General features: G+C 72.5%; 11 protein-coding genes. 7 read left to right on the top strand and 4 right to left on the bottom strand.

What is annotated here, in order from left to right; translation table 11 throughout:
• Nucleotides 1-29: 29 nt before the first annotated feature.
• Nucleotides 30-515: a GNAT family N-acetyltransferase gene (locus D6B71_RS18970; RefSeq protein ID WP_164519743.1), complete on the bottom strand. Its 486-nt coding sequence runs from the start codon at nt 513-515 to the stop codon at nt 30-32.
• 87 nt (nt 516-602) lie between these two features.
• On the opposite strand from D6B71_RS18970, the gene D6B71_RS18965 reads away from it, so the two are divergent.
• The gene (locus tag D6B71_RS18965; protein ID WP_126688325.1) at nt 603-815 is read left to right on the top strand and encodes a hypothetical protein; all 213 of its coding nucleotides are present in this window, start codon (nt 603-605) and stop codon (nt 813-815) included.
• A 12-nt stretch (nt 816-827) separates the two neighbouring features.
• Here the strand turns inward: D6B71_RS18965 and D6B71_RS18960 are convergent, their stop codons facing one another.
• Complete coding sequence (locus D6B71_RS18960; protein ID WP_164519742.1) at nt 828-2,003, bottom strand: alpha/beta fold hydrolase; 1,176 nt, start codon at nt 2,001-2,003, stop codon at nt 828-830.
• Nucleotides 2,004-2,130: 127 nt separating this feature from the next.
• Here D6B71_RS18960 and D6B71_RS18955 point away from each other — a divergent pair, with 127 nt between their 5' ends.
• Nucleotides 2,131-3,066: an FAD-dependent oxidoreductase gene (locus D6B71_RS18955; protein WP_121258008.1), complete on the top strand. Its 936-nt coding sequence runs from the start codon at nt 2,131-2,133 to the stop codon at nt 3,064-3,066.
• Here D6B71_RS18955 and D6B71_RS18950 read toward each other — a convergent pair.
• Nucleotides 3,053-6,322, bottom strand: a complete 3,270-nt coding sequence (locus D6B71_RS18950) for a hypothetical protein (protein ID WP_126688324.1) — start codon at nt 6,320-6,322, stop codon at nt 3,053-3,055. The genes D6B71_RS18955 and D6B71_RS18950 overlap by 14 nt on opposite strands.
• 268 nt (nt 6,323-6,590) lie before the next feature.
• Between D6B71_RS18950 and D6B71_RS18945 the strand changes: the two genes are divergently transcribed.
• Nucleotides 6,591-8,042, top strand: coding sequence for a PAS domain S-box protein (locus tag D6B71_RS18945; protein WP_121258004.1), 1,452 nt, complete (start codon nt 6,591-6,593; stop codon nt 8,040-8,042).
• Between the two features lie 4 nt (nt 8,043-8,046).
• Here the strand turns inward: D6B71_RS18945 and nucS are convergent, their stop codons facing one another.
• Nucleotides 8,047-8,724 carry an endonuclease NucS gene (nucS, locus tag D6B71_RS18940; protein WP_121258003.1) on the bottom strand — a complete coding sequence of 226 codons (678 nt, stop codon included), beginning with the start codon at nt 8,722-8,724 and terminating at the stop codon, nt 8,047-8,049.
• A gap of 111 nt (nt 8,725-8,835) precedes the next feature.
• Between nucS and D6B71_RS18935 the strand changes: the two genes are divergently transcribed.
• The 4 genes from D6B71_RS18935 to D6B71_RS18920 all read left to right on the top strand — a co-directional run bounded on the left by D6B71_RS18935 (nt 8,836) and on the right by D6B71_RS18920 (nt 14,070).
• Entirely contained in the window at nt 8,836-10,659 is a 1,824-nt protein-coding gene (locus D6B71_RS18935) for a 3-hydroxyacyl-CoA dehydrogenase family protein (protein ID WP_240641561.1), read from the top strand.
• 77 nt (nt 10,660-10,736) lie between these two features.
• Nucleotides 10,737-11,525, top strand: coding sequence for a hypothetical protein (locus D6B71_RS18930; RefSeq protein WP_121258001.1), 789 nt, complete (start codon nt 10,737-10,739; stop codon nt 11,523-11,525).
• Between the two features lie 28 nt (nt 11,526-11,553).
• On the top strand, nt 11,554-12,357 hold the full coding sequence (locus tag D6B71_RS18925) for an endo alpha-1,4 polygalactosaminidase (protein WP_121257999.1): 804 nt from the start codon (nt 11,554-11,556) through the stop codon (nt 12,355-12,357).
• 69 nt (nt 12,358-12,426) lie between these two features.
• Nucleotides 12,427-14,070, top strand: a complete 1,644-nt coding sequence (locus tag D6B71_RS18920; protein ID WP_121257997.1) for a methyl-accepting chemotaxis protein — start codon at nt 12,427-12,429, stop codon at nt 14,068-14,070.
• Nucleotides 14,071-14,112: the final 42 nt, after the last annotated feature.

Raw genomic sequence — 14,112 nt, 5'->3', positions numbered from 1 at the left:
AAGAGCGCGGATTCGTGGCAGAGCCAGCGTTACCTCAGTTGCCGCCTACGCCAAACGATGGCGCTGTTCGGCGACTCGCCTGTCGGGGCCGGGTCTGTCCGAATGACCTTGAAGCCCTCGCGTTCGTAGAACTTCGCGGCCCGGGTGTTCCCGGCGAAGTGCTCTACGTCGACGCGGCGCACTCCCTGCGGAAGCGATGCGATGGCCTGACGGAGCAACTCCACCCCGAGTGATCGGCCCCGGTACTCCGGAGTGAGGTACAGCTTCCAAATGACCTGCTCGCCGGCCAGTTCACTGGTCTGGCACACGCCGACAACGTCGCGATCCGTCGCGGCGACATGGACTCGGTTTGCCTCGACAGCGGGTGCCATGCGATCGAGCGACCACCAGGACAACTGCGCCTGTGCGGCACGCTCCCCGAGGATGGGGGTGTAGTACGGCGGGATCACGGCCGAACCGAAGGCGACGATCGCATCAAGATCGTCGAACTCGGCCCGCCGGACGCTCACCCCCATGGTTCCCACCATAGGAGCCCCAGCCGCTCATCGGCAGGGTCGACCCCGTGCATGGGGCGGACGAGCGGCAGCTCTGTCATCGGCCATGTGGGTGAAAGTCGACGGACCGACTGGCGGCAGCGCCACGGCATCGGGGCCGCGCTGGTGCGCGCCGTGCTGGCGCGCGCCGAAGAGGCGGGGGAGTCGCTCGTTGCGCTCGTCGGTGAGCCCGCCTACGGCGACTACTTCCAGGTCAAGACCTTCGCGGATGTCGCGGCTAAGGGCGTCTTCCGGTTCGCCGCTCCGTTCCACCGCTTCTAGCGGAGGCGGCGCCTACTCCGCCAGCTCCGGCGTGCTCCGCAGCCACCGGACCACGGCCCGACGCACCTTGGGCGCCTGCTTCTCCAGCGGCAGCGCGCTGCCGGCGCCGGGGAAGGTGCGGGTGGTGACGTCGGCGCTCGGCGCGTAGGAGCCGGGCTGCAGCGCGGCCGCGGCGCCGCCCAGCAGGGCGTCCTTGCCGCCGAAGAGGAGCAGGACCGGCACGTCGACGCGGAGCTTGGCGAGGTTGCCGCTGGTGAGCAGGCCGGCCAGGCTGAGCGCGTCGCCGCACGGAGTGGGGGTACGCCGGGCGGTGGCGGCGCGTTGCACGGCCGCGGGCGCGCTGGCGAACAGCAGCTTGCGGTAGGCCGCGTCCGTGCCGCCGAACAGTGCGTAGTGCTCCCGGTCGCCGAAGGTCTCCCCGCCGGTCAGGCAGGTCGCGGTCTGGGTCGCGGCCTCGGTGAGCGCGGTGGTCGACGGCGCGAGGTCCGACCACGACATCAGGACCAGGCCCTCGACGTCCCGGTCGATGGAGGCGGTGAGCTGGGCGATCGCCGCGCCGGCCGAGTGGCCGTGCAGCACCACGTGGGTGGCGGCGGGGGCGTGGCCGTCCGCGGCGGCGTACTTGCCGGAGTAGAGGTGCTGCACCAGCTCGTGCAGCATCTGGGCCTGCGCCCCGAGACAGGTGCCCGTGCCGTCGGCGAGCGGGCTGCGCCCGTGCCCGAGCCGATCGAGCACCAGCGAGACCTCTCCCCGGCGGGCGAGGTTGCCGGCGTAGTCGAAGGCAGGGTGCCGGCGCAGGTTCCAGAACCAGCCTCCGGTGCTCACGTCGTGCACCAGCACGTTCACCCGGTGCAAGGTCGAGCCGGTGAGCTGCCCCGCGGGGCCGACCAGGCGGCCGCGGACCTCGTGGAGCTCGCCGTCGGCGAGACAGGGCAGCGCGCTCTCGTTGCTGTTGTCGAGTGTGAAGGTCACTCGCCGGGTGACCACCTCGGCGCCGCCGGCCTTCGGCGCCGTGACGCCGGCGACGGCCGCGACGGCGGGCGCGGTCGGGGCGGCCAGGCTGCCTGCGGCCAGCGCTCCGAGGACCAGCGCGCCGGCAGTCGCCGTGCGCAGGGAAGCTCGGCCCCTCCCGGACCGTGCCCTGGTGAGTCGTGCGGTCATGCCGGCCGCGAACCCCATGTGCTCCACCACTCCTCGCCCGCAGGCAATCGGTAACTGTGTGTGACAACCGCTGTGACAGCAGCGGTGACCAGTCTGGACGGATTGTCCCTGCGCTCCCACCCCCGCAACCGTCGCGTACGTCACACTTCACGGCATGACCAGCGAATCGAACGGGCACGGTGGGCCGACCCGGGTGGTCGTCGTCGGCGCCGGTGTCGTCGGGCTCACCTGTGCGGTGCGGCTCCTCGAGGGGGGCCACCGGGTCGATGTCCTGGCCCGCGACCTGCCGCGGGAGACGACATCCGTGGTGGCGGCCGCACTGTGGTACCCCTACCGGGCGGAGCCCCAGGAGAGGACCGCGCGATGGGCCGCCACCTCCTACCAGGTGTTCGCGGGGCTGGCGGACGACCCGGCCACCGGTGTGCGGATGCTGCCCGGCACCGAGGCGCTGCGCTGGCCGGCACCCGACCCGTGGTGGCGCTCGGCCGTCCCGGCCCTGGAGGCGACCGAGCCGCCCGACGGCTACGCCGGTGCGCGACGGTTCACGACCCCGGTGGTCGACATGGCCGTCCACCTGGACTGGCTGCGGGGCCGGCTGCTGAAGCTGGGTGGCACTCTCACCCGCCTCAACCTGCGCGCGCTGCCCACCGGTGCGGACATGGTCGTGAACTGCTCGGGCATCGGCGCCCGCCTGCTCGCCGGCGACCTGTCCGTGGTCCCGGTGCGGGGCCAGGTGGTGCACGTCGCCCCGTTCGGCCTGGACGAGTGGTGGTTGGACGGCGACGGGCCGACCTACGTCGTGCCGCTCGAGGACCACGTCGTCGTCGGGGGCACCGACGAGGAGGGGGAGTGGAGCCGCACCCCGTCGCCGGAGTCGGCGCGGGCCATCCTGGAGCGCGCCGCGAGCCTGGTGCCGTCGATCGCCGACGCGCAGGTGCTGCGCCACCGGGTCGGCCTGCGGCCGGCCCGCTCGACCGTGCGGTTGGAGCGGGACGGCCGCGTCGTGCACTGCTACGGCCACGGCGGCGCGGGGGTGACGCTGGCCTGGGGTTGCGCCGCCGAGGTGGCCGGCCTGGTCAGCGGAGCCTGACCCGGACCGTGCGGGTGGCCGAGTCGGTGGTCGGCACCGCACCCCGCACGATCACCGCGGAGGTGACCAGCCGCAGCCGGTAGCGGCCGTCGGGCAGTGCGAGCTTCGCCGTCCACCGGGCCTTGCCGCCGCGGAAGTCGCGGTCGCGCTGCACAGTACGCACCACCCGCTTGCCCCGCAGGACCTGCACGGTCTGCACCAGCTGCGAGCCGGCCGGGAGGCGCGAGGTCCTGGCCGACACCACGAGCCGCCGCTGCGTGCCGCGTACGCCGCGAAGCCGGGCCGCGTGCCGCTGGACCAGGTCGGGGACGGCGGCGGTGACCGTGGTCTGGCTGACCACGTCGCCTCCGGCGTCGCGCACCTGCACCACGGTCGGCCGGCCGGTCAGGCTGTGCCAGTCGCGGGGCCGGACGAGCAGGCTCTGCCCGGGCTCCAGGGAGGTGCCGGGCAGGCGCACGGTCCCGGGGAGCCCGCCGGGTCCGGCCCAGCCGACGGTGCCGCGAACGGTGGCGGTGTCGCCCTCGTTCTCGACCACCACGGCGCCGGCGCCGTCCGGCACGGTCACGCTCAGCTGCTCGTCGGCGACCTCGCCCAGCCGGAGGTCGACCAGCCGCTGGCCGCCGTCCCGGCCGCGCTCCTGGCGGGCGACCTGCACCTCGAGGTCGCCCGCGTCACCGGCGGCGTCGAGCCACACCCGCCCGGCCGAGGCATCGCTGCCGATCAGGTCGGTGCCGCCCGCGGTGCCGTCGATGCCGTCGATCCGGGCGGCGAGCCCGGGGCCGACGAGTCCCTGGCCGTAGCTGCGGCCGGTGGGGTTCGGAACCGCGTAGGTGAGCGGTCCGGTGCCCTCGACCGCGAACGCCACCTGGTCGTCGTCCTCGCCGCTGAGGATCGGCATCGTGGTGCCGGGGAGGTCGCCGGTGCCGTCGGCGGCCAGACTGCGTCCGGAAGCGTCGGTCACCACGCCGTCGGGCGCCTCGCCGAACGGCACGATCAGCGAGAGCAGGTCGCGCACGCCTGTCGGCATCGAGGGATCGCGTGGCCACTCGCTCATCGGCACGAGCGCGATGGCCTCCTTGCCGCCGTCCCAGTCGGGGTTGAATCCGGGGTAGACCCAGTTGCCGGAGGCGTCGAAGGTCAGGGTGCTCAGGGCCAGCCGGTCCCGGTGCGGCACACCGCTGGTGTCGGTCTCCTCGGCCAGCGTGTAGGGGATGTTGGGGTCGTTGATGTCGACCTCCCAGCCGCCGCCCGGCAGCGCGCGGAAGCCGTAGGCGATGAACGCGTGGCCCTTGGTGCCCTCCTTGATCGACACCAGCGCCGGGTTGGCCGGCGAGATCGCGCTGAACCGGCTGCGCAGGGTCTCGGTGGGCATCGTGGCGTTGGCGACGAACTCGCGCACCCACTTCTGGATGAACTGCGTGCTCAGCTGCACCGAGTGCCAGCCGGCGATGGTGTCGCGCAATGCCGGTGCCGGCCCGCTCGGACCGGTGAGCTCCCAGGGGGTGCTCGCGCCCGCCGGCTGGTAGCGGCTCATCGGCTCCAGACCCCGGGCGAGCCGCTGCCCGGTCATCGCGATGCCGAAGCACTCGCCCTTGGTGAGCACCTCGTTGGAGATCTTCATGAACACCCAGGCCAGCGGGTCGATCCAGTCGGTCACGATGGAGCAGCCGAAGGGCCAGCACAGGTCGATCGACAGGTTCGTCTCGGCTCGGCCGTAGGTGCGCTCGAGGATCGCGTGGTTCATCGGGTGGTTGGGTGACCAGTTCTCGAAGGAGAACCCGGTCTGCCGCCGGAACTCGCGGATCCGGACCCGGGAGCTCGCGCCGACCTCGGTGCCGGAGGCCAGCACCCGGACCGGGCCGGTCGTCGCCAGTCGCGGCACCGTGACCTGCACCTGGGTGCGGTCGGCGTTGTAGGCGTCCGCCGGCGGCGTCACCGACGCCAGGTCGTTGCCGAAGCGGAACGTGCTGCCCGGGCAGAAGCCGCTGCTGCGCAGGGTGATCCGTTCGCCGGGGGCGGCCGACGACGGGACGCCGGTCAGCTGGAGCGGCGTGACGGTGAGCACCGTGTCGTCCGCGCGCCAGGTGGCGCTCGGGTTGCTGCCCGCCACGCTGAGGGTGCTCGTGCCCGGCGTGGCCGTCGGCCCGGGGGAGATCTCCATGGTGTGCGGCGACGGGTCGGTGCCGCCGGCGTCGGGATCGACCGGAGGGTCGAACGACACCTGGACGCCGGCTGGGGCACCGGCCGCGACCACGGTGACCGGGCCGGTGAAACCGGGGGCGCGGTCGATGTAGACGCTCTGCCGGGCCGACGAGCAGACCGCGGCGGTGATCGCGGCGGGTGCGGAGGCGACCAACGTGGGCACCACCCGGAGACGGAACGAGGTGCTGCGCGGCCCGGGGGCGACACCGCTGCCTGCTGGGGTGCCGGTGACGGTGACCACCGTCGAGCCGTCCTCGTCGAAGGGCGCGCTGTAGGCAGCCTCCATGAGCAGGGTGGTGGACGTGCCGGTGCCGGTGACCGGGTTGGGGGTGAACGTCGCGCCCACCCCCGCTCCCTGGCCGGTGGCGCTCATCGTCAGCCCGCCCGTCGACCCGTTGATCCGGCTGACCGTGATCGGCACGCTCTGTGGCGCGCCGGCGGCGATCGTGACCACGCTCGCGGTGGTGCTGAGCGCGACGTCCGCGGGTGGCCCGACGTCGGGGTGGGTCACCGAGAGCGTGTCCACCCGGATGGTGCAGCCGGGCTGGTCGTCGAAGAAGCGCACGAAGGCGATGTCGGAGCCCTCGGGGTCGTCGACGGTGAGCGGCACCATCGCGGTGCGGCCGACCGGCGCGGACGCGGTGGCGACGGTCGCGCCGTCGGCCGAGTAGCCGCGCAGGCTGACGGTGGCGGCGGTGCAGCCGCTCGCCACGTGGGCGGAGACCGCCTTGGCGGTGGTGCTGAGGTCGGCCCGGATCGAGTGCGGCACGAACTCGCACGCGAAGCAGGTGGACTCGACGACGTTGGCGTCGCTGTGGGCGAGCGCGGAGTCGGCGAGCGTCGCGGGCAGGCCGGTGGCCCCGAGCGCGCCCGCGGTCTCCACGAACGTGACCCCCTGCGCGACGTACTGGGTGCCGACGGGCGTGGCCGGCGGCAGGTCGTCGAAGTCGACGGTGATGGTGCTGTCCGCCGTCGCCGGCGCGAGGCCGGCGCCGAACGCGAGGGTGAGGGCCAGCAGGAGCGTCAGCCAGGCGACCAGCGCGGTGCGTGCCACGTGGCGGACTCTCCGGCGGCCGGAGTGCTGGGTCGCGGTGTCGGTGTGGCTGCTGGTCCGTCCCATGGGCTGCTCCCGGGAGTGCGGTGACCGAATCCATCCACGCTAGGCCCGAGGCTGGGGTCGGGCATGGCCCAAGTGGGTGGTTACCGATCGGTTCGACCCTGGGGTCGCCCGCAGCGTGTCCGGACGTGACGGTGCTCGCTTCCAGGCCGGTCCGCGGGCATGGCGACGCCGCCGGGCGTGCCGCCTCGTCTAGGGTTCGCCCGTGGACGGACCGACCGCGCCGGCGCAGGCCCTCCTTCGGGGCGCCTTCGACGCGGTCCCCGACGCGGTCCTGGTCGCCGACGACGAGGGCCTGATCGTGTGCGCCAACGCGCAGTGCCGCTCGGTCTTCGGCCTCGACCCCGATCAGCTGGTCGGTCGCCACGTCGACTCGCTGGTGCCGGCCCGGTTCCGGGGGACCCATCCCCAGCGGCGGGCCGGCTACCAGCGCACCCCGGACCGGAGGCCGATGGGCCTGCTGAGACTGGCCGCCGTGCGGGGTGACGGTCACGAGTTCCCCGCGGAGATCTCCCTGGCCCCGATCCGGGCCGAGGGCCGCACGTTCACCGCGGCGACCGTCCGCGACATCACCTCGCGGCTGCGCGAGGAGGAGCTGTTCCGCGGCCTGCTGGACGCGGCGCCCGACGCCACCGTCATCGTCGACGCCCGTGGCCGGATCGTCCTGGCCAACCGGCAGGTCGAGCAGGTCCTCGGCTACCCGCAGGCCGAGCTGGTCGGGAGGCCGGTCGAGGTGCTCGTGCCCTCCCGATTCCGGGCGGCCCACCCCCAGCATCGCGACGGCTACGCCCACTCCCCGGCCTCGAGACCGATGGGTGGGAGCGTCGAGCTGTACGCCCTGCACCGCGACGGACACGAGCTGCCGGTGGAGATCTCGCTCTCCCCGCTGGAGACCGAGCGCGGGCTGCTGGTCTCCGCCGCGGTGCGCGACATCACCGAGCGGCGCCGGATGCAGGCCGAGTCCGAGCGCTTGCGCGAGGAGCTGATCGCGACCGTCTCCCACGAGCTCCGCACGCCGCTGACGTCGATCATCGGGTACGCCGAGCTGCTCGGCGACCTGGCCGAGCACGAGGTCGGGTTCCGGGCCCGCGACCTGGTCGAGCGGATCGAGCGCAACGCGGCCCGGGAGCTGCGGTTGGTCGACGACCTGCTGACGATGGCCTTCCTCGATGACCACCGGCTGCGCGTGGCCCGGGTGCCAACCGACCTCGCCGAGGTGGTCGACCGGGTGGTCGACGACCACGCCCGGAGGGCCGAGGACGCCGGCATCGCGCTCGGCTGGTCCGCGGAGCAGGTCCGGCCGGTCGCCGGTGACCAGTTCCGGCTGGTCCAGGTCGTCGAGAACCTCCTCACCAACGCGCTCAAGTTCACCGAGGCGGGCGGTCGGGTCGACGTCGCCGTCCGTGGTGAGGACGGCGGCGCCGTGGTCGAGGTGGCCGACACCGGGGTCGGGGTGGCGCCCGAGGACCTCCCGCACCTGTTCGACCGGCTCTATCGCACGCCCGACGCGATCGCCGCGCATGTCCCCGGCGCGGGCCTGGGACTGCCGATCGTGCAGAAGATCGTCGAGGCCCACGAGGGGACCGTCGAGATCGAGAGCGAGCCGGGCGCCGGCACGGTGGTGCGAGTGCGCCTGCCCTACGCGACCGGCGGGTGAGACCTCAGAAGAGGCGGTGGCTCGGGTCGTCGAGGCCGCGCAGTGCGTCGTAGTCGACGACCGCGCAGGCGATGCCCCGGTCGGTGGCCAGCACCCTGGCCTGGGGCTTGATCTCCTGGGCGGCGAAGATGCCGCGCACGGGGGAGAGCAGCGGGTCGCGGTTGAGCAGCTCGAGGTAGCGGGTGAGCTGCTCGACGCCGTCGATCTCCCCGCGGCGCTTGATCTCCACCGCGACGCTGCGCCCGTCGGCGTCGCGGCACATCAGGTCGACCGGGCCGATCGCCGTGGGGTACTCCCGGCGGACCAGCTTGAGCCCGGGGTCGAGGCTCGCCGGGTGCTCGGCGAGCAGCTCCTGCAGGTGCTTCTCGACGCCGTCCTTCTGCAGCCCGGGGTCCACGCCGAGCTCGTGGCTGGACTCGTGGAGCACCTCCTCGATCAGGATGCGCAGGGTGTCCTCGGACTTGGCGTTGGTGACGGTCCACTCCACGACGCCGTCGTCGGTGGTGCCCTCGCGCAGCGTGCAGGGCGGCGACATCCAGTTCAGCGGCTTGTAGGAGCCGCCGTCGGAGTGGACCAGCACCGACCCGTCGGCCTTGATCATCAGGACCCGGGTGGCCATCGGCAGGTGGGCGGTCAGGCGTCCGGCGTAGTCGACCTGGCAACGGGCTACGACGAGTCTCACGGGCGGAGAATCTACCCGGGGGTGCCGCCGGGGGGTCGGTGCGGCCCGGAAGTTACCGACGGGTGAACCACGTCATGTCCTGGCCCGCTGCGGCGTGCCATGATGCCCGCCATGACGAGCTCCACTGCCACCGAGACCAGCCCCACCTCCGGCTCCTCCCGCCCGATCACCACCGTAGGCGTGGTCGGTCTGGGCACCATGGGCGCCGGCATCGCCGAGGTGTTCGCCCGCAACGGCTTCACCGTGATCGGCGTCGACGTCGACGACGACGGCGTCGCCCGGGGCCGGGGGCACCTCGAGAACTCCACCGGCCGAGCGGTCAAGCGCGGCAAGCTCGACGAGGCGGCCCGCGAGGAGCTGCTGGGCCACATCTCCTACGCCACCGAGCTCAAGGCGCTGGCCGACGCCGACATCGTCATCGAGGCCGTGGTCGAGAACATCGAGGTGAAGAAGGCCATCTTCCGCGAGCTCGACGACCTGGTGCGGCCCGAGACGATCCTGGCCACCAACACCTCGTCGCTCTCGGTCACCGAGCTCTCGACCGCCACCCGGCACCCCGGCCGGGTGGTCGGTGTCCACTTCTTCAACCCCGCGCCGGTCCAGGACTTCGTCGAGATCGTCAAGACCGTCGTCACCGAGCCGTCGGTGCTCGAGGATGCCACCGCGCTGGTGCGGCGGCTCGGCAAGAACCCGGTCGTCTGCGGCGACAAGGCGGGCTTCATCGCCAACACGCTGCTGTTCGGCTACCTCAACCACGCGGTCTCGATGTTCGAGGGCAAGTACGCCTCGCGCGAGGACATCGACGCCGCGATGCGCTTCGGCTGCGGCTACCCGATGGGTCCGCTCGCGCTGCTCGACCTGATCGGGCTCGACACCGCCTACGAGATCCTCGACACGATGTACCGCCAGGGCCGCGACCGCCTGCACGCCCCGGCCCCGATCCTCAAGCAGATGGTCACCGCCGGCATGCTCGGCCGCAAGACCGGCCGTGGCTTCTACACCTACGAGGCCCCCGGCAGCCCGGTGGTCGTGGCCGACGACAAGACCCCGTCGGCGGACGAGAAGCCGCAGTTGCGCCACGACCTCAAGCTGGTCGGGGTGGTCGGCACCGGCACCATGGCCAGCGGCATCGTCGAGGTCTTCGCCAAGGCCGGCTACGACGTCCTGTTCGTCGGCCGCAGCCAGGACAAGGTCGACGGCGTGGTCGCGACGATCACCAAGAACTTCGACAAGCAGATCCAGCGGGGCAAGACCACCGAGGAGACCAAGGCCGAGGTGCTCGCCCGGGTGAGCGGCACGACCAGTCTGGACGACCTCAAGGACGTCGACATCGTGGTCGAGGCGATCGCCGAGGACCTGTCGATCAAGACCACGCTGTTCGAGAACCTCGACGAGATCTGCAAGCCCGGCGCGATCCTCGCGACGACCACCTCGAGCCTGCCGATCATCTCGATGGCCAAGGTGACCTCGCGTCCGCAGGACGTCATCGGCATGCACTTCTTCAACCCCGCGACGATCATGAAGCTGGTCGAGGTGGTCTCCACGGTCTCCACCGACGACGCGGTGACCGAGACCGTCCTGGCGCTGTGCGACAAGGTCGGCAAGGTCGCCGTGAAGTGCGGGGACCGGGCCGGGTTCATCGTCAACGCGCTGCTGTTCCCCTACCTCAACGACGCGGTCAAGATGCTCGAGGCGCACTACGCCACCGCCGACGACATCGACACCGCGATGAAGCAGGGCTGCGCGCTGCCGATGGGCCCGTTCGAGCTGCTCGACGTGGTCGGCAACGACGTCTCGCTGGCGATCCAGCGCGAGCTCTACCTCGAGTTCCGCTGGCAGGGCTTCGCGCCCGCCCCGCTGCTGGAGCACCTGGTCACCGCGGGCTACCTGGGCCGCAAGACCAAGCGCGGGTTCCGCGACTACAGCAGCCGCTGACCCGATCGACTGCCGGCCGGCCCCTCCCGCACCACGTCGGGAGGGGCCGGCTTCGTCCTGCGCCGTAATCTGGGGCCATGGAGCTCCTGGTCATCCTCGTCCTGCTGGCCGCGCTGCTCGCCGTGGTCGGGGTGAGCAGCCGCCGCAGCAAGCAGCGAGCGCTCGAGCGCCAGCACGCCGAGCTCGAGCCGGTGCGCAAGCTGGCCTTCGAGGACATCACCGCGCTCGGTGAGGCCCTGCAGTCGCTCGACCTCGACCTGGCCGGTCACCAGCTCGACCCCGGCGCCAACGCCGACTACCAGCGGGCGCTGGACTCCTACGAGGCGGCCAAGACCGCCGGTGAGCGGATCCAGCGGCCAGAGGACATCAAGCACATCACCGAGATCCTCGAGGACGGCCGCTACGCCATGGCCTGCGTGCGTGCGCGGGTGGAGGGCCGGCCGCTGCCCACGCGCCGGCCGCCGTGCTTCTTCGACCCCCGCCACGGGCTGTCGGTCGTCGACGTCCCCTGGACGCCGGCCGGCGGCGCACCCCGCGAGGTGCCGGCCTGCGCGCTGGACGCCGAGCGGGTGCGGGTCGGTGCCGAGCCGGACGTGCGCAAGGTGATGGTCGGCTCGCGCCGGGTGCCCTACTGGCAGGGCGGGCGCGCCTACCAGCCGTACGCCGCCGGCTACTTCGGCGCGTTCGGGCCGATGGACTGGATGTTCATGGGGCTGATGTTCGGCGGGCTGGGCGGCTTCGACGCCCTCGGTGGCATCGGCGAGGGTGTCGGGGAGGCGATCGGTGGCATCGGCGAGGGGTTCGGCGACCTGCTGGGCGGCATCGGCGATGGCATCGGCGACATGTTCGACGGCTTCGACTTCTGACGCCGTGACCCTGTCGCGGAGTGGCCGGATGCGGTGGTCGGCCGCACTCGTCCTGGTGCTCCTGCTCACCGCGCCCGCGGTCGCGCCCGCTGCCCCGGCCGTCGGTGTGGGCGCTGCGGTCGAGCGATCCCGGCAGGTGACGCTGCCAACGGTCGGCACCGACGTCGACTACCAGCTGGGCGGGGTGCGCCCGGTGCCGCGACGGGTCGGCATCGTCGTGCGCGACCGGGAGGCCGACCCGCGGGCGGGCCGCTACAACGTCTGCTACGTCAACGGCTTCCAGACCCAGGCCTCCGAACGCCGGTTCTGGAAGAAGCGGCCCCGGCTGGTGCTGCGCGACGCCGACGGCGACCCCGTGGTCGACGAGGCGTGGGGCGAACGGCTGCTCGACCTGCGCACCGCCGACAAGCGCAAGCGGCTGGCCCGGATCGTCGGCCGCTGGACCCACGGCTGCGCCGCCGACGGGTTCGACGCGGTGGAGTTCGACAACCTCGACTCGTTCACCCGCAGCGACGGCCTGCTGACCCGCCGGCACGCGGTCCGCTACGCCCGGCTGCTGGTGCGCCGGGCGCATCGCGAGGGTCTGGCTGCCGCGCAGAAGAACCTGGCCGGCTGGGACGGACGGCGGGCCGGCTTCGACTTCGCGGTCGCCGAGGAGTGCGGCCGCTACCGCGAGTGCGCGTCGTACACCCGACACTACGGACGCCGGGTGCTGAGCATCGAGTACCGCCGCTCCGACTTCCGGTGGACCTGCCGCCGGTTCGGTGATCGACTGGCGGTCGTGCTCCGGGACCGCGACCTGAGCGCCGACGGGCTGCGCCGCTGGTGCTGACCGGCCGGTGGTTCTCGGGGGGAGCTGTCGGCCTGCCCAGTGACGGCCCACCGGCCGAAGGAGCACGCCATGTCCGAACCGCAGCGCCACGACATCCCTTCGGGTGATCATCCTCACCGGGGCGTCCTCACCAGACTTCGCGACCTGTCCACCTCCACCAAGCTGCTGGCCGGGTTCTCCTCGGTCGTCGTGTTCATGATCGCGGTCGGCGTCGTGGGCCTGCAGAGCCTGACCGCTTCCGAGGACCGGCTGGAGGAGATGTACTCCCAGCGGCTGCGCGCCGTCGACATCACCGGCAGCCTCGAGACCGCGGTGACCGAGAACCGGTTCCGGGTGATCGACATGGCGCTGACCCAGGACGAGGAGGGCATGGACAACGTCCAGGCGATGCTGGACGAGATCGATGCCGAGATCGGCGCCCACTTCACGGATCTGCGCAAGCTCGACCTCGGGGAGTCGGCCGCGCTCGTCGACGAGATCGAGGCGGCCATGGCGGCCTACGCCGAGGTCCGTGACGAGGTGTCGCTGCCCCTGGCCCGGGCCAACGCGATCGAGGAGTTCCAGCAGGTGCGGGCCGACGACCTGACGCCGCTGGCCGCCGCCCTGTCGCAGAGCGTGGTGGCGTTCCTGGACCAGGTGAACGCCGACGCGCAGGCGTCCCTCGACGAGTCCGAGGACGCCGCCGCGATGGCGCAGACCCTGATGATCGGGCTGATCGTCGCGGCCGGCGTGCTGGGGATGGTGCTGGCCCTGGTGCTGGCCCGGCTGATCTCCCGACCGCTGACCAGCGCCGTCGGCGTCCTCGAGCGGCTCGCGGAGGGCCACCTCGAGCAGCGGCTCGAGGTGCACAGCAGGGACGAGGTCGGGCGGATGGCCGTCGCGCTGAACGCGGCGCTCGCCCGGCTGCAGGGCTCGATGCAGGAGATCGACCGCAACGCCGACACCCTGGCCTCGGCCTCCGAGGAGCTCTCGGCGGTCTCGGCACAGGTCACCGGCTCGGCGGGCGACTCCTCCCAGAAGGCCGCTGTGGTCTCCGCGGCCGCCGACCAGGTCTCGGGCAACGTGCAGACCGTGGCGACCGGCACCGAGCAGATGTCGGCCTCCATCCGTGAGATCGCGCAGAACGCCTCCACCGCGTCCGACGTGGCGGCCCGAGCGGTCGAGGTCGCCGGCGGCACCACCCAGGCGATGGCCAAGCTGGGCGAGTCGTCGGCCGAGGTCGGCAACGTGGTCAAGGTGATCACCGCGATCGCGGAGCAGACCAACCTGCTCGCGCTCAACGCCACCATCGAGGCGGCCCGGGCCGGCGAGGCCGGCAAGGGCTTCGCGGTCGTGGCGCAGGAGGTCAAGGAGCTGGCCCAGGAGACCTCGCGCGCCACCGGCGACATCGGACGGCGGATCGAGGCGATCCAGAGCGACACCGACGTGGCGTCGACGGCGATCGCCGAGATCGCCGAGATCATCGGCCGGATCAACGACAGCCAGGCCACGATCGCCTCGGCGGTCGAGGAGCAGACCGCCACCACCAACGAGATGGCGCGCAACGTGGCGGAGGCCGCGTCGGGCTCGACGCACATCGCCGAGAACATCACCGGGGTGGCGAAGTCGGCGGAGGACACCACCGAGGCGGCACAGTCGACCCGGACGGCGGCCGGGGAGCTGGCCGCGATGGCGGCCGAGCTGCGCACCCTGGTCTCGCAGTTCACCTACTGAGCGGACCCGCGGAGCGGCGGCCACCGTCGGGTGGCCGCCGCC

This window comes from Nocardioides ferulae, assembly GCF_003660455.1.
GTDB classification, from domain to species: Bacteria; Actinomycetota; Actinomycetes; order Propionibacteriales; family Nocardioidaceae; genus Nocardioides; species Nocardioides ferulae.
Note: the sequence above shows the minus strand (reverse complement) of the source record. Positions and strands in the feature narration are given on the sequence as shown.

Coding starts and splice junctions, on each gene's coding strand:
- D6B71_RS18930 (WP_121258001.1), top strand. CDS start 10,737: ATGGAGCTCCTGGTCATCCTCGTCCTGCTGGCCGCGCTGCTCGCCGTG.
- D6B71_RS18935 (WP_240641561.1), top strand. CDS start 8,836: ATGACGAGCTCCACTGCCACCGAGACCAGCCCCACCTCCGGCTCCTCC.
- D6B71_RS18970 (WP_164519743.1), bottom strand. CDS start 515: ATGGGGGTGAGCGTCCGGCGGGCCGAGTTCGACGATCTTGATGCGATC.
- D6B71_RS18920 (WP_121257997.1), top strand. CDS start 12,427: ATGTCCGAACCGCAGCGCCACGACATCCCTTCGGGTGATCATCCTCAC.
- D6B71_RS18955 (WP_121258008.1), top strand. CDS start 2,131: ATGACCAGCGAATCGAACGGGCACGGTGGGCCGACCCGGGTGGTCGTC.
- D6B71_RS18925 (WP_121257999.1), top strand. CDS start 11,554: ATGCGGTGGTCGGCCGCACTCGTCCTGGTGCTCCTGCTCACCGCGCCC.